The sequence below is a fragment of the Streptomyces buecherae genome (genome assembly GCF_014295035.1).
Classification (GTDB): domain Bacteria; phylum Actinomycetota; class Actinomycetes; order Streptomycetales; family Streptomycetaceae; genus Streptomyces; species Streptomyces youssoufiensis.
This window is the reverse complement of the sequence record NZ_CP060404.1, coordinates 6839401-6865667: the sequence shown is the minus strand read 5'-3', so window position 1 is coordinate 6865667 and position 26267 is coordinate 6839401. Positions and strand designations below refer to the sequence as shown.

Annotated in this window: 29 protein-coding genes and 2 pseudogenes; 7 read left to right on the top strand and 24 right to left on the bottom strand. The window is 74.6% G+C overall.

Annotated features, from left to right (window positions below; genetic code table 11):
- Positions 1 to 261 precede the first annotated feature (261 nt).
- The 8 genes from trpM to hisI all read right to left on the bottom strand — a co-directional run bounded on the left by trpM (position 262) and on the right by hisI (position 6364).
- Positions 262 to 429, bottom strand: a complete 168-nt coding sequence (gene trpM / locus H7H31_RS35085) for a tryptophan biosynthesis modulator TrpM (RefSeq protein ID WP_372454660.1) — start codon at positions 427 to 429, stop codon at positions 262 to 264.
- A gap of 8 nt (positions 430 to 437) precedes the next feature.
- The gene (gene trpC, locus H7H31_RS27330; protein WP_187060642.1) at positions 438 to 1247 is read right to left on the bottom strand and encodes an indole-3-glycerol phosphate synthase TrpC; all 810 of its coding nucleotides are present in this window, start codon (positions 1245 to 1247) and stop codon (positions 438 to 440) included.
- Positions 1248 to 1408: 161 nt separating this feature from the next.
- Positions 1409 to 1906: a DUF2752 domain-containing protein gene (locus tag H7H31_RS27325; RefSeq protein ID WP_187060641.1), complete on the bottom strand. Its 498-nt coding sequence runs from the start codon at positions 1904 to 1906 to the stop codon at positions 1409 to 1411.
- A gap of 101 nt (positions 1907 to 2007) precedes the next feature.
- Entirely contained in the window at positions 2008 to 2760 is a 753-nt protein-coding gene (locus tag H7H31_RS27320; protein WP_187060640.1) for a type 1 glutamine amidotransferase, read from the bottom strand.
- Between the two features lie 129 nt (positions 2761 to 2889).
- A complete protein-coding gene (locus H7H31_RS27315; protein WP_176161110.1) occupies positions 2890 to 3123 on the bottom strand; it encodes an HGxxPAAW family protein in 234 nt (77 codons plus the stop codon).
- A gap of 302 nt (positions 3124 to 3425) precedes the next feature.
- On the bottom strand, positions 3426 to 4112 hold the full coding sequence (locus tag H7H31_RS27310) for a TIGR02234 family membrane protein (protein ID WP_187060639.1): 687 nt from the start codon (positions 4110 to 4112) through the stop codon (positions 3426 to 3428).
- Positions 4113 to 4218: 106 nt separating this feature from the next.
- Positions 4219 to 5796, bottom strand: coding sequence for an anthranilate synthase component I (locus H7H31_RS27305; protein WP_187060644.1), 1578 nt, complete (start codon positions 5794 to 5796; stop codon positions 4219 to 4221).
- A gap of 241 nt (positions 5797 to 6037) precedes the next feature.
- Positions 6038 to 6364, bottom strand: a complete 327-nt coding sequence (gene hisI, locus H7H31_RS27300; RefSeq protein WP_187060643.1) for a phosphoribosyl-AMP cyclohydrolase — start codon at positions 6362 to 6364, stop codon at positions 6038 to 6040.
- A 660-nt stretch (positions 6365 to 7024) separates the two neighbouring features.
- Here hisI and H7H31_RS27295 point away from each other — a divergent pair.
- Together H7H31_RS27295 and H7H31_RS27290 are read left to right on the top strand one after the other, a co-directional pair.
- The gene (locus H7H31_RS27295; RefSeq protein ID WP_187086129.1) at positions 7025 to 7873 is read left to right on the top strand and encodes a hypothetical protein; all 849 of its coding nucleotides are present in this window, start codon (positions 7025 to 7027) and stop codon (positions 7871 to 7873) included.
- Positions 7874 to 8012: 139 nt separating this feature from the next.
- Positions 8013 to 8645 (top strand): TIGR03085 family metal-binding protein, encoded by a 633-nt coding sequence (locus H7H31_RS27290; protein ID WP_187059736.1) that lies wholly within the window; start codon positions 8013 to 8015, stop codon positions 8643 to 8645.
- Between the two features lie 120 nt (positions 8646 to 8765).
- Here H7H31_RS27290 and H7H31_RS27285 read toward each other — a convergent pair whose 3' ends face one another.
- The 4 genes and pseudogenes from H7H31_RS27285 to H7H31_RS27270 form a co-directional block, all read right to left on the bottom strand.
- Positions 8766 to 9224 (bottom strand): type II toxin-antitoxin system VapC family toxin, encoded by a 459-nt coding sequence (locus tag H7H31_RS27285; RefSeq protein ID WP_187059735.1) that lies wholly within the window; start codon positions 9222 to 9224, stop codon positions 8766 to 8768.
- Entirely contained in the window at positions 9214 to 9450 is a 237-nt protein-coding gene (locus H7H31_RS27280; RefSeq protein ID WP_261905658.1) for a prevent-host-death protein, read from the bottom strand. Before H7H31_RS27280 ends, H7H31_RS27285 begins: the two co-directional genes overlap by 11 nt.
- Positions 9451 to 9575: 125 nt before the next feature.
- Positions 9576 to 9722 (bottom strand): annotated as a pseudogene (locus H7H31_RS27275) (imidazole glycerol phosphate synthase subunit HisF); the annotation flags it as partial.
- Between the two features lie 102 nt (positions 9723 to 9824).
- Complete coding sequence (locus H7H31_RS27270; protein WP_232110108.1) at positions 9825 to 10259, bottom strand: ATP-binding protein; 435 nt, start codon at positions 10257 to 10259, stop codon at positions 9825 to 9827.
- 174 nt (positions 10260 to 10433) lie between these two features.
- On the opposite strand from H7H31_RS27270, the gene H7H31_RS27265 reads away from it, so the two are divergent.
- The gene (locus H7H31_RS27265) at positions 10434 to 11195 is read left to right on the top strand and encodes a GntR family transcriptional regulator (RefSeq protein ID WP_187065025.1); all 762 of its coding nucleotides are present in this window, start codon (positions 10434 to 10436) and stop codon (positions 11193 to 11195) included.
- 59 nt (positions 11196 to 11254) lie between these two features.
- On the opposite strand, the gene hisF is transcribed toward H7H31_RS27265, so the two are convergent.
- The 8 genes and pseudogenes from hisF to hisD all read right to left on the bottom strand — a co-directional run bounded on the left by hisF (position 11255) and on the right by hisD (position 17293).
- Positions 11255 to 12025, bottom strand: coding sequence for an imidazole glycerol phosphate synthase subunit HisF (hisF, locus tag H7H31_RS27260; RefSeq protein WP_187065024.1), 771 nt, complete (start codon positions 12023 to 12025; stop codon positions 11255 to 11257).
- A gap of 92 nt (positions 12026 to 12117) precedes the next feature.
- A pseudogene (locus H7H31_RS27255) lies at positions 12118 to 12525 on the bottom strand (Rid family hydrolase); the annotation flags it as partial.
- Positions 12522 to 13247 carry a bifunctional 1-(5-phosphoribosyl)-5-((5-phosphoribosylamino)methylideneamino)imidazole-4-carboxamide isomerase/phosphoribosylanthranilate isomerase PriA gene (gene priA, locus H7H31_RS27250; RefSeq protein WP_187065022.1) on the bottom strand — a complete coding sequence of 242 codons (726 nt, stop codon included), beginning with the start codon at positions 13245 to 13247 and terminating at the stop codon, positions 12522 to 12524. The pseudogene H7H31_RS27255 and the gene priA, both read right to left, overlap by 4 nt.
- Before the next feature lie 91 nt (positions 13248 to 13338).
- Positions 13339 to 13983 carry an imidazole glycerol phosphate synthase subunit HisH gene (gene hisH / locus H7H31_RS27245; RefSeq protein ID WP_187065021.1) on the bottom strand — a complete coding sequence of 215 codons (645 nt, stop codon included), beginning with the start codon at positions 13981 to 13983 and terminating at the stop codon, positions 13339 to 13341.
- Complete coding sequence (locus tag H7H31_RS27240; RefSeq protein ID WP_187065020.1) at positions 13983 to 14147, bottom strand: hypothetical protein; 165 nt, start codon at positions 14145 to 14147, stop codon at positions 13983 to 13985. The genes hisH and H7H31_RS27240 overlap by 1 nt, the downstream gene beginning before the upstream one ends.
- An 85-nt stretch (positions 14148 to 14232) precedes the next feature.
- Positions 14233 to 14826, bottom strand: a complete 594-nt coding sequence (gene hisB, locus H7H31_RS27235) for an imidazoleglycerol-phosphate dehydratase HisB (protein ID WP_187065019.1) — start codon at positions 14824 to 14826, stop codon at positions 14233 to 14235.
- The gene (locus tag H7H31_RS27230; protein ID WP_187065018.1) at positions 14826 to 15968 is read right to left on the bottom strand and encodes a histidinol-phosphate transaminase; all 1143 of its coding nucleotides are present in this window, start codon (positions 15966 to 15968) and stop codon (positions 14826 to 14828) included. Before H7H31_RS27230 ends, hisB begins: the two co-directional genes overlap by 1 nt.
- Positions 15965 to 17293 (bottom strand): histidinol dehydrogenase, encoded by a 1329-nt coding sequence (gene hisD / locus H7H31_RS27225; RefSeq protein ID WP_187065017.1) that lies wholly within the window; start codon positions 17291 to 17293, stop codon positions 15965 to 15967. Before hisD ends, H7H31_RS27230 begins: the two co-directional genes overlap by 4 nt.
- A 154-nt stretch (positions 17294 to 17447) precedes the next feature.
- On the opposite strand from hisD, the gene H7H31_RS27220 reads away from it, so the two are divergent.
- From H7H31_RS27220 to ybaK, 3 genes are all read left to right on the top strand, one after another.
- Positions 17448 to 19046 carry an oxidoreductase gene (locus tag H7H31_RS27220; RefSeq protein WP_187065016.1) on the top strand — a complete coding sequence of 533 codons (1599 nt, stop codon included), beginning with the start codon at positions 17448 to 17450 and terminating at the stop codon, positions 19044 to 19046.
- Positions 19047 to 19185: 139 nt separating this feature from the next.
- Complete coding sequence (locus H7H31_RS27215; RefSeq protein WP_176161125.1) at positions 19186 to 19926, top strand: LON peptidase substrate-binding domain-containing protein; 741 nt, start codon at positions 19186 to 19188, stop codon at positions 19924 to 19926.
- 74 nt (positions 19927 to 20000) lie between these two features.
- On the top strand, positions 20001 to 20537 hold the full coding sequence (ybaK, locus tag H7H31_RS27210) for a Cys-tRNA(Pro) deacylase (RefSeq protein WP_187065015.1): 537 nt from the start codon (positions 20001 to 20003) through the stop codon (positions 20535 to 20537).
- Between the two features lie 335 nt (positions 20538 to 20872).
- Here ybaK and H7H31_RS27205 read toward each other — a convergent pair whose 3' ends face one another.
- From H7H31_RS27205 to H7H31_RS27190, 4 genes are all read right to left on the bottom strand, one after another.
- On the bottom strand, positions 20873 to 21688 hold the full coding sequence (locus tag H7H31_RS27205; RefSeq protein WP_187065014.1) for a hypothetical protein: 816 nt from the start codon (positions 21686 to 21688) through the stop codon (positions 20873 to 20875).
- A 60-nt stretch (positions 21689 to 21748) separates the two neighbouring features.
- Positions 21749 to 22618, bottom strand: a complete 870-nt coding sequence (locus H7H31_RS27200; protein ID WP_372455000.1) for an ABC transporter permease — start codon at positions 22616 to 22618, stop codon at positions 21749 to 21751.
- Between the two features lie 439 nt (positions 22619 to 23057).
- Entirely contained in the window at positions 23058 to 24038 is a 981-nt protein-coding gene (locus tag H7H31_RS27195; protein ID WP_187065032.1) for an ABC transporter ATP-binding protein, read from the bottom strand.
- Between the two features lie 201 nt (positions 24039 to 24239).
- Positions 24240 to 25544 (bottom strand): NYN domain-containing protein, encoded by a 1305-nt coding sequence (locus H7H31_RS27190; protein ID WP_187065031.1) that lies wholly within the window; start codon positions 25542 to 25544, stop codon positions 24240 to 24242.
- A gap of 252 nt (positions 25545 to 25796) precedes the next feature.
- Between H7H31_RS27190 and H7H31_RS27185 the strand changes: the two genes are divergently transcribed.
- Positions 25797 to 25970 carry a hypothetical protein gene (locus H7H31_RS27185; RefSeq protein WP_187065013.1) on the top strand — a complete coding sequence of 58 codons (174 nt, stop codon included), beginning with the start codon at positions 25797 to 25799 and terminating at the stop codon, positions 25968 to 25970.
- Positions 25971 to 26267 lie beyond the last annotated feature (297 nt).

Genomic DNA, 26267 nt, shown 5'->3' with positions numbered 1-26267 from the left:
CTCGCCGCGGGATCGCGGGAGGGCGGCGCGCCGCTCGCCGGGCGGCGGGGCGGGAAGGGTGGGGACACGAAAGGTCGCGGGGGTCGCACGCCGGTGCCGTGGCGCGCGGGAGAGCGTGCCGGGGCGTACGGCCCGCCGGCGCCGCGCCGACCGGTGGCGCCAGCGCGCGACACGGCCCACGGGCGCGCCGCCCGGGGCCGGTGGCCGCCGGAGGGCGGGGCGTAGGTGGCGTGTGCGTGCGGTGGCGGGGCGCGGTGCGGCTCAGCGGCCGGTGCGCGCCCCCGGCCATCGACGGCCGTTGATCTGGCCCGGCTCGCTGCCGATGTGGTAGCGCACCCGACGGCCCCGCACCCGGCGCGCGGGCGCCCGGCAGCCGCGGTGCCAGGGGGGCAACGCGCGGCGGTCGGGCTCGGCGGGGGCGACGGACACGGCGGGGATCAGCTCCGGCCGTGCCGCAGCGCGGGGTGGGCGCCCGCGGCCACCAGGTCGGCCACGGCGGTCTTCGGGTCGCGGCCGGTGACCAGCGACTCGCCGACGAGCACGGCGTCCGCGCCGTCGTTCGCGTAGGCGATCAGGTCGTGCGGCCCGCGCACGCCCGACTCGGCGACCTTCACGATGTGCGAGGGGATCTCGGGGGCGATCCGGGCGAAGTTGCCCCGGTCCACCTCAAGCGTCTTCAGGTCGCGCGCGTTGACTCCGATGATCTTCGCGCCGGCGGCCACGGCCCGCTCGGTCTCGTCCTCGTCGTGCACCTCCACGAGCGGGGTGAGCCCGATCGACTGGGCGCGCTCGATCAGCGAGACCAGCGCCTCCTGGTCGAGGGCGGCGACGATCAGCAGGACGACGTCGGCGCCGTACGCCCGCGCCTCCCACAGTTGGTACGAGGTGACGATGAAGTCCTTGCGCAGCACGGGGATGTCCACCCGGGCCCGCACGGCCTCCAGGTCGGCCAGCGAGCCGCCGAAGCGCCGCTGCTCGGTCAGCACGCTGATCAGCGCCGCGCCGCCCGCCTCGTAGTCGGCGGCGAGGCCGGCCGGGTCCGCGATGGCGGCGAGCGCGCCCTTGGAGGGGCTGGAGCGCTTGACCTCGCAGATCACCTTGACGCTGTCGCCCTTGAGCGCGGCCACGCCGTCCTTGGCCCGCGGTGCCTTCGCGGCGCGCTCCTTGAGCTCGTCGAGGCTGACTCGCGCCTGCCGTTCGGCGAGGTCGGCACGGACTCCGTCGATGATCTCATCGAGCACACTCACGCGAGCGGCCCCCTTCCGATGGAGCTTGGTGGTCGGCGCCGGTGCGGCGGACGATCGCATCACCAGACATGGGCGATGGTATCTGCCGAGCGAGGGAGGTCGCGCATCCGGTTGACGACAGCGCCACCATCCGGACCCTCCGACGGGCCCGGGACGGGCGGTCAGGGGGCCAGCGACGTCCCGAATGGCAGGTTGCGGACGAGGGTGAACGCGAGCACCACAAGCCCCACCGCCCACCACAGGTACCGCCGCCCACGGGGGCGCGCGGCCCCGCCCCGGAACCCCCCGAGCGCGCCTCGCGCACCGCGCCCCGGCCCGACCGCCCGGGGCCGGGCCGCGCGGCGGACGAACCAGCAGGTCCACACGGTGGCGAAGGCGACGTATCCGGCCACCGCGAGCGCGTTGGCGCCGAGCGCCGCCGCGAGGTCGCCGTGGGCGACGGAGTGGGCGCTGCGCAGCCCGCCGCAGCCCGGGCAGAGCAGGCCGGTGTACTGGAGCATCGGGCAGGCGGGGTAGTGCCCCGGCTCGTACGGGTCGACCGTGGCCACCCCCGCGAAGGCGGTCACCACGCCCGCCAGCACGGCGAGCGGGGCCAGCAGGCGGCGCGGCGCGGCGCCGCGGAGGTCGCGGTGGCTGACGGGGCGGAGTTGCTCGGACACGGTTCGAGTCTGTGCCCGGGCGGGCCCGCGCGCAGCCCCGCCGGCGCCGGCCGCGGCCGAACGGAGGGGTGCCAGCCCTACGCAGGGGGCGCCCCGTCGGGTCAGCCGGCGGCGCGGGCCTCGAACAGGCCGCGCAGGTGGGCCAGGCTCCGCTCGGCCAGCGGGCGCAGAGCCGACGCCGTGGCGCGGGCGTCGCGGCGCAGCCGGTCCGGGGCGTCCGGGCCGAGGGCGCCCGCCGCCTCGGCGGCGAAGGAGGGCTCGGCGAGCCAGTCGTCGAGCAGCTCGGGGGTGACCTCCAGGTGGAACTGGAGGCCCCAGGCGGCCGGGCCGGCCCGGAACGCCTGGCACGGGGTGCTGTCGGTGCTGGCCAGGACGCGGGTCCCCGGGCCGGGCTCGATGCGGTCGCCGTGCCAGTGCAGCACCGCGGGCGCCTCCACCAGCGGGCCGACGACCGGGTCCGCGCGGTCCACGTCGCGCAGCGGAGCCCAGCCGATCTCGCTCTCCCGGCCGAGTTCGGCACCGGTCCGTACGGGGATGCCCTGGGCGCGGGCCAGAAGCTGGGCGCCCAGGCACACGCCCAGCGTCGGCACGCCGGCGCGCAGCGCGTCCGCCAGCAGGCCCCGCTCCAGCTTCAACGCCGGGTGGCCCGCCAGGTCGTCGGCGTTCATGGGGCCGCCCATGACGACGAGCCCGGCCAGCTCCGCCACCGGGGGCAGGTCGTCCGCCGCGGCGCCGGGCGTCTCGACCAGGTTCCGTACGTCCACGTCGAGATCGCTCCCGCGCAGGGCGTCGAGGATCAGGCCGGGCTTCTCGACCTCGACGTGCTGGAGGATCAGGACGGTGCGCGCGGGCATGACGGGGTCTCCTGGAAGGCGCTGGGAACGCCGGGAACAGGCGCGTTGGGAACGGGTCGGGCCCGGGGCGGCGCCCCGGGCCCGTGGGCCGCACGCCGGCGCGCGCGGCGCGCTCGGGTGCGGTACCGGTTACGACTGCGAGCCGTGCTGCACCACGTGCGGCTGCTTCCGCTTCGGCTGTCCCATGCCGGCGGCCGACATGCCCATGCCCACGATGCCGCCGAGCACGACCACACCGAGCCCCGCCCAGAAGCCCACCGGCTTGGCCATCACGGTGAACGCACCGGAGATGCAGAAGCCGATGAAGGCGATGGTGACGCCGGTCCAGGCGGCCGGGGTGTGTCCGTGACTGGTACCCGCCATGAGTTCTCCTCGTTCGTTGTGTCGCTCCCCCCGACCGCGCCGGGCGACCAGAGGCCGCCTGAGCGGGGTTGACGGGGAGATGCCCCCGGGATCGGGGCATGGGGCTCGTGCGTCCATTGTCGCTGACGCGTCGCCGCGAGATCAGCCTGGGGTGGGCCGAGTGGGAGGCCGGCGTACGGGCCGGGGCCCGCGGCCCCGCTCACCCTGGCGGCGGCCGGGGCTACGCAGGGTCGCCGGCGTCCGACGCGGCGGGATGCCGGGGCGGCTCGGCCCGGGTGCGGGCCGGCGTCGCCGGCGCGGGCTCAGCTCTCGCGGCCGGTGGGGTCCTCGCCCCGGTCCAGGGCCTTCCACAGTTCCTCGGGCCGGTCGGGGTCGGGCGCGGGCCGGCCGCGGCGCGGGCGCGGGCGGTCGCCGCCGGCGCGCTCGTACCGGCCCGACATGGCGGGCCAGGCGCGGCCGTAGCCCAGCGCGAGGAGGCCGGCCAGGAAGATCAGCACGCCGCCGGCGAACGCCGCCCAGGGCCAGGGCGTGTAGGTGACGCCGTGGATGGCGGTGTCGGTGATGCCGGTGGTCTCGGCGGCCTTGGCCTCCAGGGCGGCGGTGTCGTCCAGGGCCAGCAGCGAGCCGACGGCGGTGCCGACGCCGCACAGGGCGAGGATGCCGGCGACCGCGTACCGGCCGAGCCCGCGCACCGCGAACACCGCGACCAGGGCGGCCAGGCCCACGATCGCCAGCGCCCCGGGCAGGCCGGTGATGTCCTGTCCGTCGACCGTGCGGCGCAGGTCGCCCTGGGCGAAGGCGGCGTTCCCCTCGGCCCAGGTGCGGCCGGACGCGAGGAGCACCAGGGCGGCGCCGAGCGCGGCGAACAGCAGCCCGGCGGCGAGGCTGAGCTTGGTTAGCCTGCCCGCGGCGGCGCCGCGTCCGGCGCGTGCGGCGGCCTCGGCCTGGCTACGGGGCTGGGGTACGGCGGCTGTACTCACGCCTACCACTATCCCTCACCGGGTGGTGCGGCAGGTCGCGCGGGGGTGGCCGGCCCGCTCACCTGGGCCGGCGCCGCCGCGTCGGCCGCGCGGGCGACGGGGTGGCCGGCCCGATCTACGCCCGCCGCAGCCGGCCCGCCGTGCTGACGGCGCGCAGCACGGCCGCCGCCTTGTTGCGGCACTCGGTGTTCTCGGCCGCCGGATCGGAGTCGGCGACGACGCCCGCGCCCGCCTGCACGTACGCCCGGCCGTCGCGGAGCAGGGCGGTCCGGATGGCGATGGCGGTGTCCGAGTCGCCGGCGAAGTCGAGGTAGCCGACGCACCCGCCGTACAGGCCGCGCCGGGTGGGTTCGAGTTCCTCGATGATCTGCATGGCCCGTGGCTTGGGCGCGCCGGAGAGGGTGCCGGCGGGGAAGCAGGCGGTGAGCACGTCGAAGGCGGTGCGGCCGGGGGCCAGGGTTCCGGTGACGGTGGAGACGATGTGCATGACGTGGCTGTAGCGCTCGATCGACATGAAGTCCACGACCTCCACGCTGCCCGGCTCGCACACCCGGCCCAGGTCGTTGCGCCCGAGGTCGACGAGCATCAGGTGCTCGGCCCGCTCCTTGGGGTCGGCCAGCAGTTCCTCGGCGAGCGCGGCGTCCTCCTGCGGCGTCGCCCCGCGCGGCCGGGTGCCGGCGATCGGGTGCAGCATCGCGTACCCGTCCTCGACCTTGACCAGCGCCTCCGGGCTGGAGCCCACGACGTCGAAGGCACCGGTGCCGTTCGCGTCGGGGAAGCGGAAGAGGTACATGTACGGGCTCGGGTTGGTGGCCCGCAGCACCCGGTACACGTCGAGCGCGCTGGCCTGGCAGGGCGTCTCGAACCGCTGCGAGGGCACCACCTGGAACGCCTCGCCGGCGTGGATGCGCTCCTTGATGTCGCGCACCACGTCCATGTACGCCTCGCCACCCCACAGCGCGGTGAACTCCGGCAGTTCGGCGGCCGGCAGCACGGTGGGGCTGGTGGGCACCGAGCGGGCCAGGTCGGCGGTCATCGCGTCGAGCCGGGCGATGGCGTCGTCGTACGCCTCGTCGACGCCGGTGGCCAGGTCGTTGTGGTTGATCGCGTTGGCGATCAGGAGGACCGTGCCGTCCCAGTGGTCGAGCACGGCGAGGTCCGAGGTGAGCAGCATCGTCAGCTCGGGCAGGCGCAGGTCGTCCCGGCCGGTGTCGCCGATCTTCTCCAACCGGCGCACGATGTCGTAGCCGAGGTAGCCGACCATGCCGCCGGTGAACGGCGGGAGGTGGATGAGCCCGCCCAGGTCGCGGGGGGTGTGCAGGGCCTCGACGGTGGCGCGCAGGGCGGTGAGCGGGTCGCCGTCGACGGGGACGCCGACCGGCGGGGCGCCGAGCCAGTGCGCTTGGCCGTCGCGCTCGGTGAGGGTGGCGGCGCTGCGCACGCCGATGAAGGAGTAGCGGGACCAGGAGCGGCCGTTCTCCGCGGACTCCAGGAGGAAGGTGCCGGGCCGGCCGACCCAGCTCGCCTCGTCGGCGCCGCCCGCCCCGCCGGCGGGGCCGCTGGTGGCCTCGTCGGGGGAGCCCGCCAGCTTGCGGTAGAGGCCGACCGGAGTGTCGCCGTCCGCCAGCAGCCTGCGGCTGACGGGGATGACGCGGCGGTCCGCCGCCAGCTTCCGGAAGGTCTCGCGGTCCATGGTGCCCGTCGCGTCCGTCATACCCGCATCGCCCGTCGTGTCGTACGCATCAACTGTCGTGGTGGTCAGCGGCCGGCCCCGGGTCTGGCCCGAGCCGGCCTCGCTCTCGCATGGGGGTGGGGCCGCCACCGGGCCTCGCCCCCGGCGCCGCGGCCGAGGCCCCGGTCGATGGCCGCGCCCCGTTCGGCCTCCGGCGTTCGGCGTCCGCGCGGGAAGCCGGTGGTCGCTTCGGCAGCGGAGCCTACTGCCCGAGCGGCAGGCCGCCCGCGTCGAAGCAGGTGCGGTCGCCGGTGTGGCAGGCCGCGCCGACCTGGTCCACCTTGACCAGCAGGGTGTCGGCATCACAGTCCAGGGCCACGGACTTGACGTGCTGGACGTGCCCCGAGGTGTCGCCCTTGACCCAGTACTCCCGACGGCTACGGCTCCAGTAGGTGCAGCGGCCCGTGGTCAACGTGCGGTGGAGGGCCTCGTCGTCCATCCAGCCGAGCATCAACACCTCGCCGGTGTCGTACTGCTGGGCGATGGCGGGCACGAGGCCGTCGGCACTGCGCTTGAGCCGGCCCGCGATGGCGGGATCGAGGCCGCCGGCACGGTCGGCCGGGGCGCCGTCGCCGGCACGGTCGGCCGGGGCGCCGTCGCCGGCACGGTCGGCCGGGGCGCCGTCGCCGGCACGGTCGGCCGGGGCGCTGCCGCCGGCACGGTCGGCCGGGGCGCTGCCGCCGGCACGGTCGGCCGGGGCGCTGCCGCCGGCACGGTCGGCCGGGGCGCCGGGAGGGGAATCGGGGCTGGGCATGGGCCCATTATGCCCAGCGGACGGGGCCCGGACGGGCCCGTTTCACCGGCCCGGGGCGCGCGCGGGGCCGCAGGGCCCCGTGGGGTCGCGCGACCGCTCACATCGTGGACAGCCGCGCGGCCCGGGCTCCCCGATCCCCGTCAACCCCCGCGCGCGAACCCCCCGCGTCGCCGCCTCCTCGCACCCGCGCCCCGGCACACACACTTCCCTCCGCAGACGGCCACATTTCAGCCACATCAGCCCCGGCCGCGCCCCCACCGGACGGTCGACTTCCGGCCACCTGTGCCCCAGTTGCCCCGCAGCGTCCTCCCCTCCCCCGCCGCCCCCGGGGTGAGTTGCCCCGCTGCGTGCCACTCTGGGCGTAGCCTGGGCCCCGCCTGCCGCTCGGGCCGGCCCGATGGCGATGCGCGGTGGCGCATGCGGCATGCTTTCGCTATGACGTTTCCGCCGCCGAACGACCCTCATCAGCCAGGAAACCACGGCGGCTTCGGCCCGCCGCAGCAGGGTTTCGGGCCACCCGCCCAGCACGGAGGCCCGCCGCACATGGGCGGGCCCCCCATGCCGCCCGGCGGGCAGATGCCGCCCGGTGGGTACGGCGCGTACCCACCGCCCCCGCCCCCGCCGCCTCGGCGCAACAACACGAAGACCGCGGTCATAGCCGTGGTCTCGGTGCTCGCGGTCGCCGTCGTCGCGGGCATCGTGGTCGCCGCGACCGGCGGTGACGACAGCAAGGACGACAAGGCCAAGAACAAGCCAACCGAGGGGCAGCCGAGCGCCTCCGCCCCGCGGGTCCCGAGCGGCATGCCGTCGATCGAGATCCCGAAGCCGTCCGGCTCTCCGGGCCAGGGCGCCCCGGTCGGGGGCGGCACCGACACGCCCAGCAGCAGCCCGTCAGCCGACGCCTCGGAAACCCCCTCCGACCTGGTCCCCTACGTCGTGCTCAGCCCGGGAACCTGCTTCGACCACCCGGGGCTCGACACCAGCGTGAAGAAGGTCGAGAAGCGCTCGTGCAGCGGCCCGCACGACGGCGAGGTGATCTCCAACGCGACGCTCACGGGCACCTTCAGCACCGAGAAGGAGATCCAGACCAAGGCCCTGTCGCTGTGCGAGAGCGCCGCCAAGAGCCGGATGAAGACCATCCCGGCCACCAAGACGTACTACTACTACGCGCTGTACCCGTCGCAGCCGACGTACAGCATTCGCGGCCAGGACCAGGTCTCCTGCTCCCTGACGCTCAGCTCTACTCCGGACGGCCCGAAGCTGACGGAGAAGCTGCCGAAGTAGCACACCGCGGGCCGGCGGAGGGGCCCGCGCCGCAGTGACCGACGGTGGCACGGCCGCGCCGCGCGCGAGCGGCGGCGCGGCCACGCCACTCGGCCCGCCAGTCGTGGCAGGGTGTGGCCACCGGCCGTAGGCTGGCGGTATGTCTACGTACGCGAAGCGTGAACGACTGCTGCTCGCCGACCTGTTGGAGGCGGCGGGTCCGCAGGCCCCCACCCTCTGCGAGGGCTGGACCACCCGCGACCTGGCGGCCCACCTGGTGGTGCGCGAGCGACGCGGTGACGCCGCGGCGGGCATCGTGCTCAAGCCCCTGGCGGCCCGGCTCGCACGGGTGCAGGACGAGTTCGCGGCGAAGCCGTACGAGGAGTTGCTCCAGCTCATCCGCACCGGCCCGCCCCGACTCTCGCCGTTCGCCCTCAAGCAGGTGGACGAGGCCGCCAACGTCGTCGAGTTCTACGTGCACGCCGAGGACGTCCGCCGGGCCCAGCCCGACTGGACCCCGCGCTCGCTCGACCCGGTCTTCTCCGACGCCCTGTGGAGCCGCGTCGAGCGCTCGGCGCGGGCGCTGGCCCGCAAGAGCCCGGTCGGCCTCGTCGTGCGCACCCCCGACGGCCGCACGGTCGTCGCCCGCAAGGGCACCCCGGTCGTCACCGTCACCGCCGACCCCGGCGAGGCGCTGCTCTTCCTCTACGGCCGCCAGCAGGTGGCCCGCGTGACCACGGAGGGCGACGCGGACGCGGTGGCCCGCGCCCGGGAGGCGTCGCTGGGGCTGTGACCTGGCAGGCAGCCGCCCCGTACGCCGCGCGGCGCAGCGCTCGGGCGTCGATGATCAGATGGCGGGTTGAGCCAAGGCGCCGTGCGCCGTTCCCAGGCGTACGCACGAAGGGCACGCGGTCTACCGGTCGCGCGGAACCACGGGCCGGGTGACGGGGACGATGTCGAGGAGGCCGCCCAGCCCCCGGTAGTCGTCCGGGTTGGTGGTGAACAACGGCAGGTCATGGGCCATGGCCGTGGCAGCGATCATGAGGTCCGCCAGTCGTCGCCTCGGCTTTCGACCAACGCTGACGACGGCCGCGCACACGATGCCGTACAAACGAGCGGCTTCCGCATCGAACGGAAGCGGGTCGAACTCGTTCTCAGTGCGTTGCAGAATGCCGAGGCGGCGGGCGCGCTCCATGTGCTCGTTGTAGGCGTCCTGCTCTCCGTCGCGTCGCACCTCGTGCGGCCCCGCGGACAGTTCGGCCAACGTGACGGCACTGATCGCCACTTCCGCCGGCAGTTCCTCGGGATCGATCCAGTCACGCAGACTGACGACGTTCGTGTCGAGCAGCTCCTGTGGAAACTCAGCGGGCATACGGATCGTCCGTCTCCTGCTCCACCGCGACTTCCTGGTCCGCTCGGAACGCGTCCAGCGAGATCCGCGACGCGGTGCGGGACATGCCCGCGAACTTCTCCCGAGGAACGCACCTCCTGCGCCGCCGCAGGGGCACCAGCTCTCCGACCTGGTGCCCGTCCCGGGTAACAGTGAAGGACTGGCCGTGCTGAACAGCGTCCATGATCTCTTTGGACCGGTTCCGCAGGTCGCGTTACGTGATCTCCGGTCGCGCTGTCATGTCAACCAGCGTAAGGCGCAGCACCCGGTGCTACGCGGTAGCACCCCTGTACCGTCGAGGCGTCCGCGTCCCGCCCCGCGCCCCCGGCGCGCCTACCGCACCGGGTGGCCCGCCTCGCGCAGCGTCCCCTTCACCTCGCCGATGGACAGGTCGCCGAAGTGGAAGACGGAGGCGGCCAGGACCGCGTCCGCGCCGGCCGTGATGGCCGGGGGAAAGTCGGCGAGCTTGCCGGCGCCGCCACGAAGTCAGCCCTGCCGACGAACCGCCGAGGCCGCGGAGAGGTCGCCGCTTCTTGCCCGGCATCGAGCGATTCCTCGGGCGCGGCCTCACCCGTGCGCATCTCACGTTTCATCCGACGACACCCATGCCTTGTCCACGTCGAAGACAACAAGCACGCCATCGTGTCCGTCAGGCTCGGACCACCAGTCATCGGCGAGCGCACGCACGATCATCAGCCCGCGACCGCCTACGTCTTCGGGGCTGGCCTTGCCGGGCAGGGGCGCGGCGGAAGCCCCTGGATTGCGCACCGCGACGCGCAGGGTCCCGCCCACTCGGTACCAGTCCACCCGGATGCGCCACTCGCCTTCCGCGCTGCCGTACTTGACGGCGTTGGTGACCAGTTCCGAGAGCATCAGTTCGCAGTCAGGCAGCCGGCACCGCAACCGCTCGTGCGCGGCGAGCGTACGGAACCAGCGCCGAGCCCGCCCGACAGACGCGGGCTCCGGGCGCAGCACTATGGCGCCGATCCATCGCAGATCACCGTCGCTCTGCCGCACTCGCCGTTCAGGCTCCATCGAGCAACCCCCACAAGAGACTTCTCTAGAGAGATCTAGGCGCAGCCAGTGAAGCGGAATCTCTCTAGAGAAGTCAATCGGGCGCGGGATCACCCCAACCGATCACCGCAGCACGAAGCGGCCTAGGGTGTCTCTAGAGAGGACGGAGGACGAGCGTTGACAGCAGCCCAGGGTGACGGACAGCTCAAGTACCAGCGCATCGCCGATGCACTCAGAGCGGCGATCGCGTCAGGCGAGTACGGGCCGGGCGACCGCCTTCCCGGCGAGAACGAGCTGATGGCCACGTACCAGGTCGCCCGCATGACTGCGCGCCAAGCACTCGGCGTACTGCGCAGCGAGGGCATCGCGGAAGCCCGGAAGGGCGCCGGCGTGTTCGTCCGGACCTTCCGCCCCATTCGGCGGCACGGCATCCAGCGCCTGGCGCGCGACGGGTGGGGCACGGGCCAGTCCGTGTGGGAAGCCGACGTGGGCGCAGGGCGAGAACTGGTCGTGGACAGCGTCGTGGTGCGCCAGGAACCGACGACGGAGGGTGTGGCGAGCGTGCTCGGCCTGGAGCCCGGCGACCCGGTCTGCGTGCGCGGCCGGCGCTTCGTACTGGACGGCAAACCCGTCCTGCTCTCCGTCTCCCACCTCCCGGCGTCCCTGGTCGCCGGAACGGCCATCGCCGAGGAGGACAGCGGACCCGGTGGGATCTACGCGCGGCTCGCCGAACTCGGACAGGCGCCTGCCCACTTCCGGGAGGAGATCCGCTGCCGCATGCCGACGACGGCCGAGGCCAAGCAGCTCCAGCTCTCCAGCGGCACGCCCGTCGTCCTCGTCTGCCGCACCGCCTTCACCGCCGAGGGCCGGGCCGTGGAGGTCAACGAGATGACACTGGACGCGAGTTCGTACATCCTCGAGTACGACTTCGACGCCTGACCGCGTACGCGAGCTGCCCGACCTCGCGAGGTCGGGCCCGCCCGCGCGCCCCCGGCGCGCTACCGCACCGGGTGGCCCGCCTCGCGCAGCGTCCCCTTCACCTCGCCGATGGACAGGTCGCCGAAGTGGAAGACGGAGGCGGCCAGGACCGCGTCCGCGCCGGCCGTGATGGCCGGGGGGAAGTCGGCGAGCTTGCCGGCGCCGCCGCTCGCGATGACGGGGACACTGACCGCCGCGCGGACGGCCTTGATCATCGCCGTGTCGTAGCCGTCCTTCGTGCCGTCGGCGTCCATCGAGTTCAACAGGATCTCGCCGGCGCCGAGTTCGGCCGCCTGGTGGGCCCAGGCGACGGCGTCCAGGCCGGTGCCGCGGCGTCCGCCGTGGGTGGTGACCTCGTAGCCGGAGTCGGTCTCGGTGCCCTCCGGGCAGCGGCGCGCGTCCACGGACAGGACCAGGACCTGGCGCCCGAACCGCTCGGCGATCTCGCGGATCAGCTCCGGGCGGGCGATGGCCGCGGTGTTGACGCCGACCTTGTCGGCGCCCGCGCGCAGCAGCTTGTCCACGTCGTCGGGGGCGCGGACGCCGCCGCCGACGGTGAGCGGGATGAAGACCTGTTCGGCGGTGCGGCGGACCACGTCGTAGGTGGTCTCGCGGTTGCCGGAGGACGCCGTGATGTCCAGGAACGTGAGTTCGTCGGCGCCCTGCTCGCCGTAGAGCCTGGCCAGTTCGACCGGGTCGCCCGCGTCCCGCAGGTTCTGGAAGTTGACGCCCTTGACGACGCGGCCGTTGTCCACGTCGAGGCAGGGGATGACTCGGACCGCGAGGGTCATGGGGTTCGTCCTTCGGTGGTGCTGGCGTGCGTGGTGCTGGCTCGCGTGGTGCTGGCCGGGCCTTCGGGGCCGACCGGGGGCGTCGCGGTGGGGCGGAACGCCTCGAGTTCCACCTCGACCAGCACCCGCGAGTCCACGAAGCCCGAGACCACGACCAGGGTGGTGGCCGGGCGCGCGGCGTCGAAGAACTCCTTGTGGGCGCGGCTGACGGCGTCCACGTCGCGGGCGTGGGTGAGGTAGAGGCGGGTGCGTACGACGGACGTGGCGTCCAGGCCGAAGTCGGCCAGCGCGGCCAGCGCGTGCCGCAGGGCCGCCCGGGTCTGCTCGTACGGGTCGCCCTCGCCCTGGAGCACGCCGTCCACCAGCGGCATCGTCCCGGCGACGAGGACCCGGTCCCCGGCCGCCACGGCACGCGCGAAGCCGATCGTCTCTTCCCAGGGGCTCTCGCTCTGGCGCCGTTCGATCGTGCCCTGGTGCCGGGCGGGCTCGGGAGTGGTCATACGGATACGGCCTCCAACGCTTCTTCCAAGGTGAACGCCTTGGCGTAGAGCGCCTTGCCGACGATGGCACCCTCGACGCCCTCCGGTACCAGACTGGCCAGCGCGCGCAGGTCGTCAAGGGAGGAGACGCCGCCGGAGGCGACGACGGGCCGGTCGGTGGCGGCGCACACGTCCCGCAGGAGTTGCAGGTTCGGGCCCTGGAGCGTGCCGTCCTTGGCGATGTCGGTGACGACGTAGCGGGCGCAGCCCTCGGCGTCCAGCCGGGCCAGGGTGGTGAACAGGTCGCCGCCGTCGCGGGTCCAGCCCCGGCCGCGCAGCGTGGTGCCGCGGACATCGAGGCCGACGGCGACGCGGTCGCCGTGCTCGGCGATGACCTTGGCGACCCACTCGGGAGACTCCAGGGCCGCGGTGCCGAGGTTGACCCGGGTGCAGCCGGTGGCCAGCGCGGCGGCCAGCGAGGCGTCGTCACGGATGCCGCCGGACAGTTCGACCTTCAGCTCCATGGCCCGGGCGACCTCGGCGATCTGCTCCCGGTTGTCGCCGGTGCCGAACGCCGCGTCGAGGTCGACCAGATGCAGCCACTCGGCCCCCGCCCGCTGCCAGGTCAGCGCGGCGGCCAGCGGGTCGCCGTAGGAGGTCTCGGAGCCGGACTCCCCGTGCACGAGGCGGACGGCCTGACCGTCGCGTACGTCGACGGCGGGGAGGAGTTCGAGCTTGCTCATCTGGTGTCAGTCTTTCGGGTCAGGGACGTGCACAGACAAGGTCGTGGGAGGCGTCCGCCGGCGGCTCCCCGAGGGGGCCGCCGGGCGGTGCCTAGAGGGTGTCGAGCCAGTTGGTCAGCAGGTGTGCTCCGGCGTCGCCGGACTTCTCGGGGTGGAACTGGGTGGCGCGCAGCGGGCCGTTCTCGACCGCGGCGACGAACGGTTCGCCGTGCGTGGTCCAGGTGACCTGGGGCGCGCGCATCGCCGGGTTGGCGACCTCGAGCGACCACTCGCGTACCGCGTAGGAGTGCACGAAGTAGAACCGGGCGTCCGCGTCCAGGCCGGCGAAGAGCGCGGAGTCCTCGGCGGGGGTGACCGTGTTCCAGCCCATGTGCGGTACGACGGGCGCCTTCAGCGGCTCCACCGTGCCCGGCCACTCGTCCAGGCCCTCCGTCTCCACGCCGTGCTCGATGCCGCGCTCGAAGAGGATCTGCATGCCGACGCAGATGCCGAGCACGGGCCGGGAGCCGGCGAGCCGGCGGCCGACGATCCAGTCGCCGCGCGCGGCCCGCAGTCCCCGCATGCAGGCGGCGAACGCGCCGACGCCGGGGACCAGCAGGCCGTCGGCCGTCATGGCCCGCTCGTAGTCGCTGGTGATCTCCACGTCGGCCCCGACGTGGGCCAGCGCGCGCTCGGCGGAGCGCACGTTGCCGAAGCCGTAGTCGAAGACGACCACCGAGGGCTTGCGTCCACTCATCAGTACAACCCATCAATCCGCAGGACGCCGGCGACCAGGCACAACGCGGCGCTGATGCCGAGCAGCACGATCACGCCCCTGGGCATCCCCTGCTTGGCGAAGGAGATGACGCCGCCGAGCAGGAAGAGCCCGACGACGATGAGGACGGTGGAGAGGCCGTTCACAGGTTCCTTCCGGGGATGGTCGGCGCGGGCCGGGCCGCGGGGCGCGCGGCGGGCGTCGCCGGGTACGGGGCGGCCGTGCGGCGCCTCACAGCGCGCCCTTGGTGGAGGGCAGGATGCCGGCCGCGCGCGGGTCGCGCTCGCTCGCGTACCGCAGCGCCCGGGCCAGCGCCTTGAACTGGCACTCGACGATGTGGTGCGCGTTGCGCCCGTACGGCACGTGCACGTGCAGCGCGATCTGGGCCTGCGCGACGAAGGACTCCAGGATGTGCCGGGTCATCGTCGTGTCGTAGCTGCCGATCATCGGGGCGATGTTCTCGGGCTCGGTGTGCACCAGGTACGGGCGGCCCGACAGGTCCACGGTGACCTGGGCCAGCGACTCGTCCAGCGGGACCGTGCAGTTGCCGAACCGGTAGATGCCGACCTTGTCGCCGAGCGCCTGCCGGAACGCGGCACCCAGCGCGAGGGCGGTGTCCTCGATCGTGTGGTGCGTGTCGATGTGCAGGTCGCCCTCGGTCCTGACGGTGAGGTCGAAGAGGCCGTGCCGGCCGAGCTGGTCGAGCATGTGGTCGTAGAAGCCGACGCCGGTGGAGATCTCGGTCCGCCCGGTGCCGTCGAGGTCGATCTCGACCAGGACGGAGGTCTCCTTGGTGGCGCGCTCCACGCGTCCTACGCGGGTCATCACTCGTTCTCCTTCAGTACCGCCCGGACCGCGTCCAGGAACGCGTCGTTCTCCGCCGGTGTCCCGGCGCTCACCCGCAGCCAGCCCGGCACGCCGTTGTCGCGGACCAGCACGCCGTGGTCGAGGATCGCCCGCCACATGCCGTGCGAGTCGGCGGCCGGGTCGCCCCAGCGGCCGGTGAGGGCCGTGGGGATGCCGAACTGCACGAAGTTGGCGTCCGAGTCCGTGACCGGGCAGCCGATGGCGCGCAGCTCGGTCACCAGCCGGTCCCGCTCGGCCTTGAGCTGCTCGACGTACCCGAGCAGCGTATCGGTGTGGTCGAGGGCGGCCAGCGCGGTGGCCTGGGTGACGGCGGACAGGTGGTAGGGCAGCCGCACCAACTGCACGGCGTCCACCACGGCCGGGTCGGCGGCCAGGTAGCCCAGGCGCAGCCCGGCCGCGCCGAACGCCTTCGACATGGTGCGGCTGAGCACCAGCCGTGGCCGGCCGGCGATCAGCGGCAGCAGCGAGGGCTGATGGCTGAACTCGCCGTACGCCTCGTCGATCACCACCAGGGCGCCCCGCTCGCGCGCGGCCTGCGCCGCCTCGTACAGGGCGAGCACGGTGTCCGCGGCCACGGCGGTGCCGGTCGGGTTGTTCGGCGAGCAGACGAAGACCACGTGCGGGCGCAGCCGGGCGATCTCGGCGGTGGCGGCGGCCACGTCGATGGTGAAGTCCGCGCGCCGGGGCCCGGAGACCCAGCCGGTGCCGGTGCCGCGGGCGATCAGGGCGTGCATCGAGTACGAGGGGTCGAAGCCGATCGCGGTGCGGCCCGGGCCGCCGAAGGTCTGCAGGAGCTGCTGGAGGATCTCGTTGGAGCCGTTGGCCGCCCACACGCCGGCCGTCTCCACCCGGTGGCCCGCGGTGCGGGTCAGGTAGGCGGCGAGGGCGGTGCGCAGCTCGACCGCGTCCCGGTCGGGGTAGCGGTTGAGGTTCCGGGCGGCCTCGGCGACGCGCCGGGCGATGTCGGCCACCAGCTCGTCGGGCAGCGGGTAGGGGTTCTCGTTGGTGTTCAGCCGCACCGGGACGTCGAGCTGCGGCGCCCCGTAGGGGCTCTTGCCGCGCAGTTCGTCCCGGACGGGCAGGTCGTCGATGCCGCTCACGTGGTGGTCTCCGGTACCTTCCAGCCGAACCTGGCCTTGATCGCCGCGCCGTGCGCCGGCAGGTCCTCCGCCTCGGCGAGGGTCACCACGTGGCGGGCGACGTCGGCGAGCGCGTCCCGCGTGTAGTCCACGATGTGGATGCCGCGCAGGAAGGACTGGACGGACAGGCCCGACGAGTGGCAGGCGCAGCCGCCGGTGGGCAGCACGTGGTTGGAGCCGGCGCAGTAGTCGCCGAGCGAGACGGGCGCGTACGGGCCGACGAAGATCGCCCCGGCGTTGCGCACCCGCTCGGCGAGGGCGGCGGCGTCCCGGGTCTGGATCTCCAGGTGCTCGGCGCCGTACGCGTCGACGACCCGCAGCCCCTCCTCGACGCCGTCCACCAGGACGAGCGCGGACTGCCGGCCGGCCAGCGCGGGCGCGATCCGGTCCTCGACGTGCTTGCTGGCCGCGACCTGGGTGGCCAGTTCCTTCTCGACCGCGTCGGCCAGCCGGGCGGAGTCGGTGACCAGCACGGCGGCGGCGAGCGGGTCGTGCTCGGCCTGGCTGATCAGGTCGGCGGCGACGTGCTCGGCGTCGGCGCTGTCGTCCGCGAGGATGGCGATCTCGGTCGGGCCGGCCTCGGTGTCGATGCCGATCCGGCCGGTGAAGTAGCGCTTGGCGGCGGCGACCCAGATGTTGCCGGGCCCGGTGACCATGTTCGCGGGGGCGCAGGACCGCGTGCCGTAGGCGAACATGGCGACGGCCTGGGCACCGCCGGCCGCGTACACCTCGCGCACGCCGAGCAGCGCGCAGGCGGCGAGGATCGTCGGGTGCGGCAGGCCGCCGAACTCCGCCTGGGGCGGCGAGGCCAGCGCGATGGAGGCGACGCCGGCCTCCTGCGCCGGGACCGCGTTCATGATCACGGAGGACGGGTAGACGGAGCGGCCACCGGGCGCGTACAGCCCGACCCGCTCGACCGGCACCCACTTCTCGGTGACGCTGCCGCCGGGCACGACCTGGACGCGGTGCGGGTCGCGACGCTGTTCGCGGTGGACGAGGCGGGCCCGCCGGATGGACTCCTCCAGGGCCGCGCGCACCTGAGGGTCGAGGTCGGCCAGGGCCTGGTCGAGCGCCTCGTCGGGCACCCGCACCCGCTCAAGGCGCACGCCGTCGAAGCGCTGGGCCAGCTCGATCAGCGCCGCGTCACCGCGATGACGCACGTCTTCGCACAGGGGCCGCACCTTCTCCAGGGCGGCCGACACGTCGAAGTCGGCTCGGGGCAGCAACGCGCGCAGGGCGGCGCCCTCGGGGAGGGCGGCGCCGCGCAGATCGATTCGGGAGATCACGCGGTCAATTGTCTCAGACGTGTCCCGAGCGCCGTCGCGGCGTACCAAACGCTGATACACGCCTCCCAGGTTGGCCCTGACCTGTGGTGTTCAACCGGTCACGGAACGGGCATGGGACCCGTACAGACGTACGGGCGCGGAAGGAGCGGCAGCGGTGACGGAACCACATGAGGGGGACCCGCCCGACGGGCTGGACCTGACTCCCGCCGAGTGGGGCATGTGGCAGGCGTTCCGCACCGGCAGCACCTTCGACCTGCGCTCCCCCAACCAGCACCGCAACGACCCGACCGGCCCGCACGCCTGGGGCCCCGAGCGCAGCGTGCGGGCCCGGGTGCTGGCGATGCTGCTGCTCGAGCCGCCCCCGGCGCAGCCGGGCCGGGTCGCCGCGCTCAAGCTCGACGGCGCGTACGTCACCGGCACCCTGGGGCTGGCCGGCGGCACCATCGCCCCCTTCGTCGAACTGAGCAACTGCCGCTTCGAGCAGGAGATCCTGCTGCCGGAGAGCCGGTTCACCACGCTCCGCCTGGTCGGCTGCGCCATCCCGCGCATCGAGGCCGCCCGGCTGCACACCGAGGGCGACCTGCACCTGCCGCGCTGCACGGTGGACCGCGGCATCCGGCTGACCGACGCGCAGATAGGCACGGACCTGCTGCTCAACCAGCTCGTGGTGCGCAAGGACCGGTTCGGCAGGTCGATCACCGCGGACGGGCTCAGCGTCGCCCAGGACTTCCAGGCCGAACTGATCGAGTCCTACGGCGAGTTGACCATGCGCGGAGCGCACATCGGCGTCTCGCTCAGCCTGCGCGGCAGCAAGCTGCGCAACCCGTACGGCCGCCGCGCGCTCAACGCCCCGCAGCTCAGCGTGGAGCGCACGCTGTACCTGACGCCCGCGGGGGACACCGGCTCCCCGTTCTCGACCGGCACCACCCCGCCGTACGGCACGACGCTGCCGGCCGGGGGCCCGCGCACGCAGCGCTTCGAGTGCGAGGGCGGGGTGCGCCTGGACGACGGCCGGTTCGGTGACGCGGTCGACCTCGACCAGGCGCGTTTCGTCATGGCCAGCGACCAGGAGCTGTCGATGCGCCGGGTGCAGACGCCGGAGCTGCGGTTCCTGTGCGAGCGGCAGCAGAGCGGGCGGGTCGTGCTGTCCGGCGCGAAGGTGGTCAACCTGGTCGACAAGTCCACGAGCTGGCCGGGGCCCGGCGGCCTGGCGATGGCGGGGTTCGGTTACGACTCGCTGATCCCGCGCGGCCACTTCCCGCTCGCCCGGCGCCTCGAATGGGTGGCGGCGGCCACCCCGGAGTACGCGCCGGAGCCGTACGAGATGCTGGCCACCGCGTTGCGGGGCAGCGGCGAGGAGGAGTCCGCCCGCGAGGTGCTGCTCGCCAAGCAGCGCCGCCGCCGCGAGACGCTGCCGCTGGCCGGCAAGGCGTGGGGCTTTCTGCAGGACTGGATGGTGGCCTACGGCTACCGGCCGGGCCGGGCGGCGGTGTGGATCGCGCTGCTGTGGGCGGTCGGCGCGGTCTTCTTCACCCGCCACCGGCCCGAGCCGATCAAGGAGGGCGAGGGCCCGGAGTGGAACGCGGCGCTGTACACGCTGGACGTGTTGTTACCCGTGATCGACCTCGGCCAGGCCAACTTCTGGACGCCGAACGGGACGGCCCAGTGGGTGACGGCCGTGCTCGTCCTCCTCGGCTGGGTGCTGGCCACGACGGTCGCGGCCGGCGCCTCGCGCCTGCTGCGCCGCAACTGACCGGCCGCGCGACCGGGTCCCGGCGGCCCGGCGCGGGGCGGTGCGCGCCCCCTGTGGTGGTCCCCGCCCGGCGGCGTTCGGGCCCGCCGTGTCACGCCGCGATCGGCACAGCCGGGGCGGGCCATTAGGCTTACCCGTCGTGACTGCCGCCCGCCTGCCGCTCTTCCCGCTGAACACCGTGTTGTTTCCCGGGCTCGTGCTGCCGCTCAACATCTTCGAGCAGCGCTACCGCGCCCTGATGCGCGACCTCGCGGCCCTGCCGTCGGACGAGCCGCGCAACTTCGCCGTCGTCGCCATCCGCGACGGTCGCGAGGTCGCGCCGACGGCCCCCGGCCTGCCCGACCCGACCGCCGAGCCGGAGCTGGGGGCCGCGGCCGGGTTCGGTGACGACCCGATGCGCGCCCTGCACACGGTGGGCTGTATCGCGGACGCGGCCACCATCCGCGAGCAGGAGGACGGCACGTACGAGGCGGTCGCCACCGGCACCACCCGCTTCAAGCTGCTGTCCGTCGACGCCTCGGGCCCCTACCTGACGGCCGAGGTCGAGCCGCTGGAGGAGAGCGCGGGCGACGGCGCCGGCGCGCTGGCCTCCGGGGTCATCCGGGCGTTCCGCACGTACCAGAAGCGGCTCGCCGGGGCGCGTGAGCGCTCGGTCGCCACCTCCCAGGACCTGCCGGACGAGCCGTCGGTGCTCTCCTACCTGGTGGCCGCCGCCGCGGTGCTCGACGTGCCGGCCAAGCAGCGGCTGCTGCAGGCCCCGGACACGGCCAGCCGGCTGGCGGAGGAGCTGAAACTGCTGCGCGCCGAGGCCGCGGTGATCGGTAAGCTCCCCTCCCTGCCCATGGTCGACCTGACCCGGCGCCCCACCAGCCCCAACTGACCCACGCGGTAGCACGGGCCGCCGGGGGGCCCGTAGGGCGACCGAACGCCCCGACCCAGCGGGAGAGCGCCCTCGTGGGAAAGAAGTCGCAAACCGGCACGAAGGCGGCGAAGGCCGGGAAGCAGCCGTCCGGTGGCACCCCGGCCACCGTCGCCCTCGCCGACGCCGGTGTCGAGTTCACGCTGCACTCGTACGTACACGACCCGAACGACCCCGCCTACACCTCGTACGGCGAAGAGGCGGCCCGGGCCCTCGGAGTCGCGCCGGAACAGGTCTTCAAGACGCTGGTGGCGGACGTGGACGGGGCGCTGACCGTGGCCGTCGTGCCGGTCTCGGGCTCGCTTGACCTCAAGGCGCTGGCCGCCGCGGTGGGCGGCAAGCGGGCCGCGATGGCCGACCCGGCCGCCGCCGAGCGGGCCACCGGGTACGTGCGGGGCGGCATCTCGCCGCTGGGCCAGCGCAGGCGGCTTCGGACGGTCATCGACGCCTCGGCCGCCGAGCACGCCACGGTGTGCGTGTCGGCGGGCCGACGCGGCCTTGAGGTCGAGCTGTCCCCCACCGACCTCGCGACCCTCACCGACGCGGTGCTGGCCCCGATCGCCCGCGCCTGAGCCCCGGCGGCGGCCGACCTCTGGACGGCGGCCGGTCCCCGCGCTACGACAGGCGGTGCGGGCCGCCGTTCGCGCGCCCCGCGCCCGGGAGTCGCTCATGTCCAAGCGCACCCGCAAGCGCCGCTGGCGGCTACGGAAGACCAGGGCGAACCACGGCCGCCGCCCGGCCCGACCGCACCACGCACGAGGGCGGGACCGGCCCGCCGGTTCCGCCCCGCCCTCTCAGTCCGCTCAACGTTGCGGCCACGCGGCCCCCGCCCGTACGCCGCCCTCGCACGCGTGCCCGTACGGGGTCCTCGCACGGGGTCGTACGACGTGACCCGCGCGCCGGTCGGCTACCGGCCCTCCGCGGGCGGGCCCGACGTGCCGGGCGGTTGCCGGGTGGACGCGCCGTGGCCGGGCTCGGGCTGTCCCTGCGGCTGTCCCTGCCCCTTGTCGAGCCCCCGGCCCGCGGCCGGTCCTGGCGGGTTCTCGTCGGCCTGGTGCGGGGCGGCGGCGGGCTGGCTCGTGGCGTACGGCAGGTCGTCGGGCTCGGGGTCGCGGGGGCCGAACAGGCCGGTGAGGATGAGCTGCGTGACCATCGCGGCCACCGGCCAGGCCAACAGCGCGCCCTTGGCGCCCAGTTCCAGCGGGCCGTCGAAGGTCACCCGCTCGCCGGCCTCGCGCGCGCTGGCGGCGATGTCCGTGTCGGGGCCGAGGAAGACCCCGAACCGCCAGCCGAGCCACGAGCCGAGCAGGCCGCCGAGGGCGAGGGCGAGCACCACCGGCACGCCGGCCGCGCGGCGGAAGCAGAAGACGACCGCCGCCGTCACCAGGCCCGCGCCCAGGCCGATCAGCACGAAGGTGCCGTCGGCGCCGATCGCCTCCTCGCTCTCGGAGTTCTTCGGGTAGACCGCGTTGCCGATGAGGACCATCTGCACGCGCGGCGCCAGCCACACCCACAACACCCCGAGCAGCGCCCCGGCGGCGGTGAGGGCACCGGTGATCACGGCCGCGTCCCGCAGCTCCGCGCGCAGTCCGGGCCCCGCGCCGTGCCGCCCGGCACCGTGCGCGGTGGGGGCGGGGGTCGGGTACGCCGGGTGGGGCTGTGCGCCGGAGCCCGACGCGGGGGGTTCAGATGGTTGGTCTGAGGGTGTCAACGGTGCGGTCACTCCGTCATCGTGCCAGGTGGGCGGGGGGTGTGCGGCGGCAGGCGGCGTGCTGGGCCCGTGTCACCGCACCGCGGCCCTGCGGTAGGCCCAGGTGGCGGCGGCCAGCGAGATGACCCCGACCGCCGCGCACACGCCGAGGTTCACCCCGACGGCCAGCCAGTCGGGGTGCGCGTCGAAGGAGCGGGTCAGCGCCTCCACGCCGTAGGTGGAGGGCAGGAGGTCGCGCGCGTACGCCACCAGCGCGGGCATCCGCTCGGCCGGCAGCACGCCGAGCAGCAGGGCCGCGGACATGCCGAGCTGTCCGCACAGCGTGGCCAGCTCGGGGCGCGGCGCGAGCAGCCCGAGGACCGCGCCGAGGCCGGCGAGCGCGGCGCCGGCCAGCGGGATCACCGCGAGCAGCACCCACAAATGGGTCATCGGCAGCCCGAACAGCACGCTGCCGGCGACGGCCGTGACGATGGTGCCGGGCACGGTGAAGGAGGCGTACGCGCCGGCCGCGCCGAGCACCACGGCCGCCGGTGGCACCGGCAGCGTCGCGTAGTGGTCGAGGCCGCCGCTGGCGCGCAGCGCTCCGAAGTACTGGGCGAGCAGGTTGAGCGCGACGAAGGCGACGACCAGGACGCTGGCCCCGGAGACCACGGCGCGCGCCTCGCTCCCGCCGTCCACGACGCCGCGCATCAGGATCATGATGCCGATGGACTGGAAGGTGGCCACGAACAGCAGCGGAATGCGCGCCACCCGGGCCCGCGAGAGCTGGGCCCGGTACACGGCGGCCAGCGAGGGCAGCAGCCGCGCCCGCGCCGCGAGCGGGGCCGGCTCCCGGACGCCGACCGCGTCCTCGATGTTCTGGGCGTTCTGGCCGTCGCGCGCACCCTCGCTCGGCACGGCGGCGGCACGGGCGGGCACGGCCGCCGCGGACACGGCACTCACGTTGTGCTGCTCCTCTTCCGTACGAGCTGACCTGCCACGGCGCCACGCGCGGCCCCGCGGCCCCGATCGCTGCGGCGTCCCCCGCAACATGTCATGCGACCTGCCTCCCGGTCCGCCGCCCGGCCCCGTTCGTTCCCTGTCCCGCCGTGCCGTGCCCCGGCGGGTCGTGCCCCGCGGCGGGTGGGCCGCGCTCCCGGTCGCGCGCCCGCGCTCCGCCGGCGCGGACCCGAGCCGGCACCGGCGCCCGGCGCGCGGTCGCGGCCTCCGACCGAAGGGCCGGCGTCCGCGTCGGTTCCGGCCGCCCGGCCCACCAGCGTACGAGGCGCCCGCGCGGGCCGGGTAACCGCCCGCGCGTCGCCGCCGCGCCGGGGCCGGCCGGCGCCGGCGCGGCCCGGGCGGGCGCGCGGGCCCGCCGGGCGCCGGAAGCTCGGTGCGCGGCTCACGCCTTCACCAGCCCGTCGGGGCCCTCGGCCCGCCCGCCCAGGGCCAGGTACACGTCCTCCAGGCTGGGCGTGGCCAGGGTGAAGTCGTCGAGGGCGGCGAAGGCCGGGCCACCGGTCACCGCGGCGATCACCGCGCGCGCCTCGTCGGGCGCCAGCCGCAGCGTCCAGCGCCGCCCGGTCGGGCGGGCCACGTCCTTGAGGGCCGCGACCTCGGGCACGTCCAACGGCGGCTGGTCGCGCCACACCAGGTCGACCCGCACGTCGCCGGCGACGAGCGCCTTGAGGCCCGACGGCGTGTCGCAGGCGATGACCCGGCCGTTGTCCATCACCGCCACCCGGTCCAGGACCGTCTCGGCCTCGATGACGTTGTGCGTGACCAGCAGCACGGTGGTGCCGCTCGCGGCCCGCCGGCGGTCGATGGCCGCCCACACGGCGCGCCGCGCGATGGGGTCCATGCCGGTGGTCGGCTCGTCGAGCACCAGCATGGGGCGCTCGCCGACCAGCGCGGCGGCCACGCACGCCAGCCGGCGCTGGCCGCCGGAGAGCTTCGTGATGGCCCGGCCCGCGATGGGGGCCAGGCCGAGTTCGTCCAGTACCGCGTCCCGCTCGGCGCGCGCCCGGCGCGCGTCCAGGCCGCGCAGCCGCCCCGTGGTCTCGGCGGCGAGCGCGACGGTCAGATCGTCCAGGGCGGTGGACTCCTGCCCCAGGTAGCCGACGAGGCGCGAGGCCCGGTCGGGGTGGCGCACCAAGTCGTGGCCGAGCAGGTCGACGCTGCCCTCGTCGGGCCGCAGCAGCCCGGTGAGCTGGCGGACCAGGGTGGACTTGCCGGCGCCGTTGGGCCCGAGCAGTCCGAAGATCTCGCCGCGCCGCACGTCCAGGTCGATGCCGTCACTGGCGCGGATCGCGGGCCCCTGCGGGGCACCGCGTCGGGCCCGGGCGCCGGGGTACGTCTTGACGAGGCCGCGGACCACGCACACCGCGCCGCCGCCCGCCCCCTTGGTCCCGGAGTCGCGCTCCGGCTGCTTCGCGCCCGTCCTCACGAGCTACGAGGGTACGCGCCCCGCCCCCGCCGCCCTGCTCCGGGGCGGCTTCCCCGGCCTCGCGGGACGCCCGTGCGGTGGCCCGAATCGGCCGTGGTCGGCTCCGCGCGGCGGGCGCCAGGTCGGACGAATGGGCCACTAGTCCCGCGCGGGGGCGTGGTCGGCCGCCATCCGGGTGTCGATTTCGCGCCAGAAGCCGGCGCGGATGGCGTACCGGTCGTGCTCGTCGATCTGGTCGTCCTTGTGCGCGAGGAGGCCGAAGCGGGCCGCGTACCGCAGCAGCTCGCCGTCGATGCGGTGCGGGATGCGCGGGTACTCCGTGGAGAGCTGCTGCACGTGCGCGGGGTCGGACAGGCGCGCGATCCAGCGCCGGGCGAAGACCTGGCCCACCTCGAAGGGGTCGCCGCTGACGGCGGTGATGTCCTCCTCGCGGTCGGCCCAGCGCTGCTCCGCCGTCGTGAGCTGGGCCAGCATGGGCAGCGACGCGGTTTCAGGGGGTTCGCCGGTGGCGGGGGCCGGGCCCCGCTCCACCCAGCCCTTGTCGGACGACCAGCGCAGCGTCGCGGTGGCCACGGCCGCCGGGGCCACCGACGCCTGGGCCGCCACGACGCCGGGCCGTCCGAGGCCGGCCAGGTCCTTGGGCGTGGGGACGGTCCTGGTGCCGTTGCCCGCGCCGCCCTCGCCGGTGGCCGCCGCGGGGCGCTCATCGGCCTCCCGTTGGGCGGCCGGCTCCTCGGCGGCGGGCGCGGTGCGCGCCGTGCCGTTGTGCGCGGCGGGGCGGCTGGGTTGGGCGCCGGCGGCAGCCGCGGCGGCGGCCGTCTCGGGCAGCGGCGCGGAGAGGATGGCGGCGATCTCGGGGCGGGGCACGGAGCTGGGCACGCAGGGTCCCGACAGTTCCTTGGCCCGTACCGCCTGGGTGATCCAGGCCCGGTCCAGTACCCGCCGCTCGTCGGCCTCGGCCACCAGGTCCTCGGACTGGTTGTAGTCGCCGTCGGCGGCCTGGACGGCCCACAGGTGGACCGCGACCCCGTGCTCCTTGGCGGACATCAGCCCGGGCAGCAGGTCGCCGTCCCCGGTGACGAGGACGATGTCGGAGCAGGCCCGGTTGCGGGCGAGTTCGGTGAGCTCCGCGTGCATCGCGGCGTCCACGCCCTTCTGTGCCCAGCGCCCGTCGCTGCGGGTCAGGGCACCGAGCCGGACGGTGACCCGGGGCATCACCCGCAGCCTGCGGTGCTCGGGCTGCGGCACTCGGTCGGGGGCGCCGTCGAACCAGTAGATGCGCAACAGCGGCTGTTGCGTGTCGGCCTCGGCGCGGTCGCGCAACCCCTTGATGAGGGCGGTGTGGTCGACGGTGATGCGGGAGCGGGCGGGCTCGCCGGCGAGCAGGCTCGCGGCGGCGCCCAGCAGGTACCCGGCGTCCACCAGGACGACGCAGCGGTCCACGTTCCACCCTCTTTCCTCATGGTCCATGCGCGGCAGCCCGACGCGGTACTGCCCCGGCTTTTTGCTTTGGCTTTCCATTGAGTCTGCCCGACCGTACGAGGGTTATCAGCCGGAACTCGATCATCGGCGTGGCGGATACGGAACGGCCCAGCCCATCCCGCCCTTTACGCGGGGTAATTGCCCGACATGCAGGCTCCCCATAGTCGTGCCAGGGTGTTTTCCGGGGGAAACCCTCGCACTGGAGGCACGACGATGGGCAAGCACAAGCGCGACCGGAATCAGCGGCAGAAGGCCAGCGACGCGGAGCGCGGCCAGCAGGAGGCGCAGAAGACCGCCATCCAGGCACAGAACCAACACCAGGGCCAGGCCCAGGGCAGCCCGACCGACGTGGCCCGCAAGCACCAGCGCCGCTTCGGCCACAACTGACGCGCCCCTCACCGGCACCGACGCCCCGGCCCCGCGGCCCCTCGGCGTACGCCCGCCCGGGCACCTGGCACCGCCGAGCGCCGGGCCCACGACCGGAAGCGGAACCGCGCCCGCGGCGGCCGTCACGCCGCCGTACGAACACCTCTGGGCAATCCGAACGTTCAGCCGAAACAGTAGCCACAGCAAACCGATACAGGCACAGCGCACACAAGAAGCGCGGTAAGCACAGCAGACCCAAAAGAACTCCAACGGTGCGGAATTCACGCCAGAGAAGCGGCGAACGCACAAAAGGGGCGC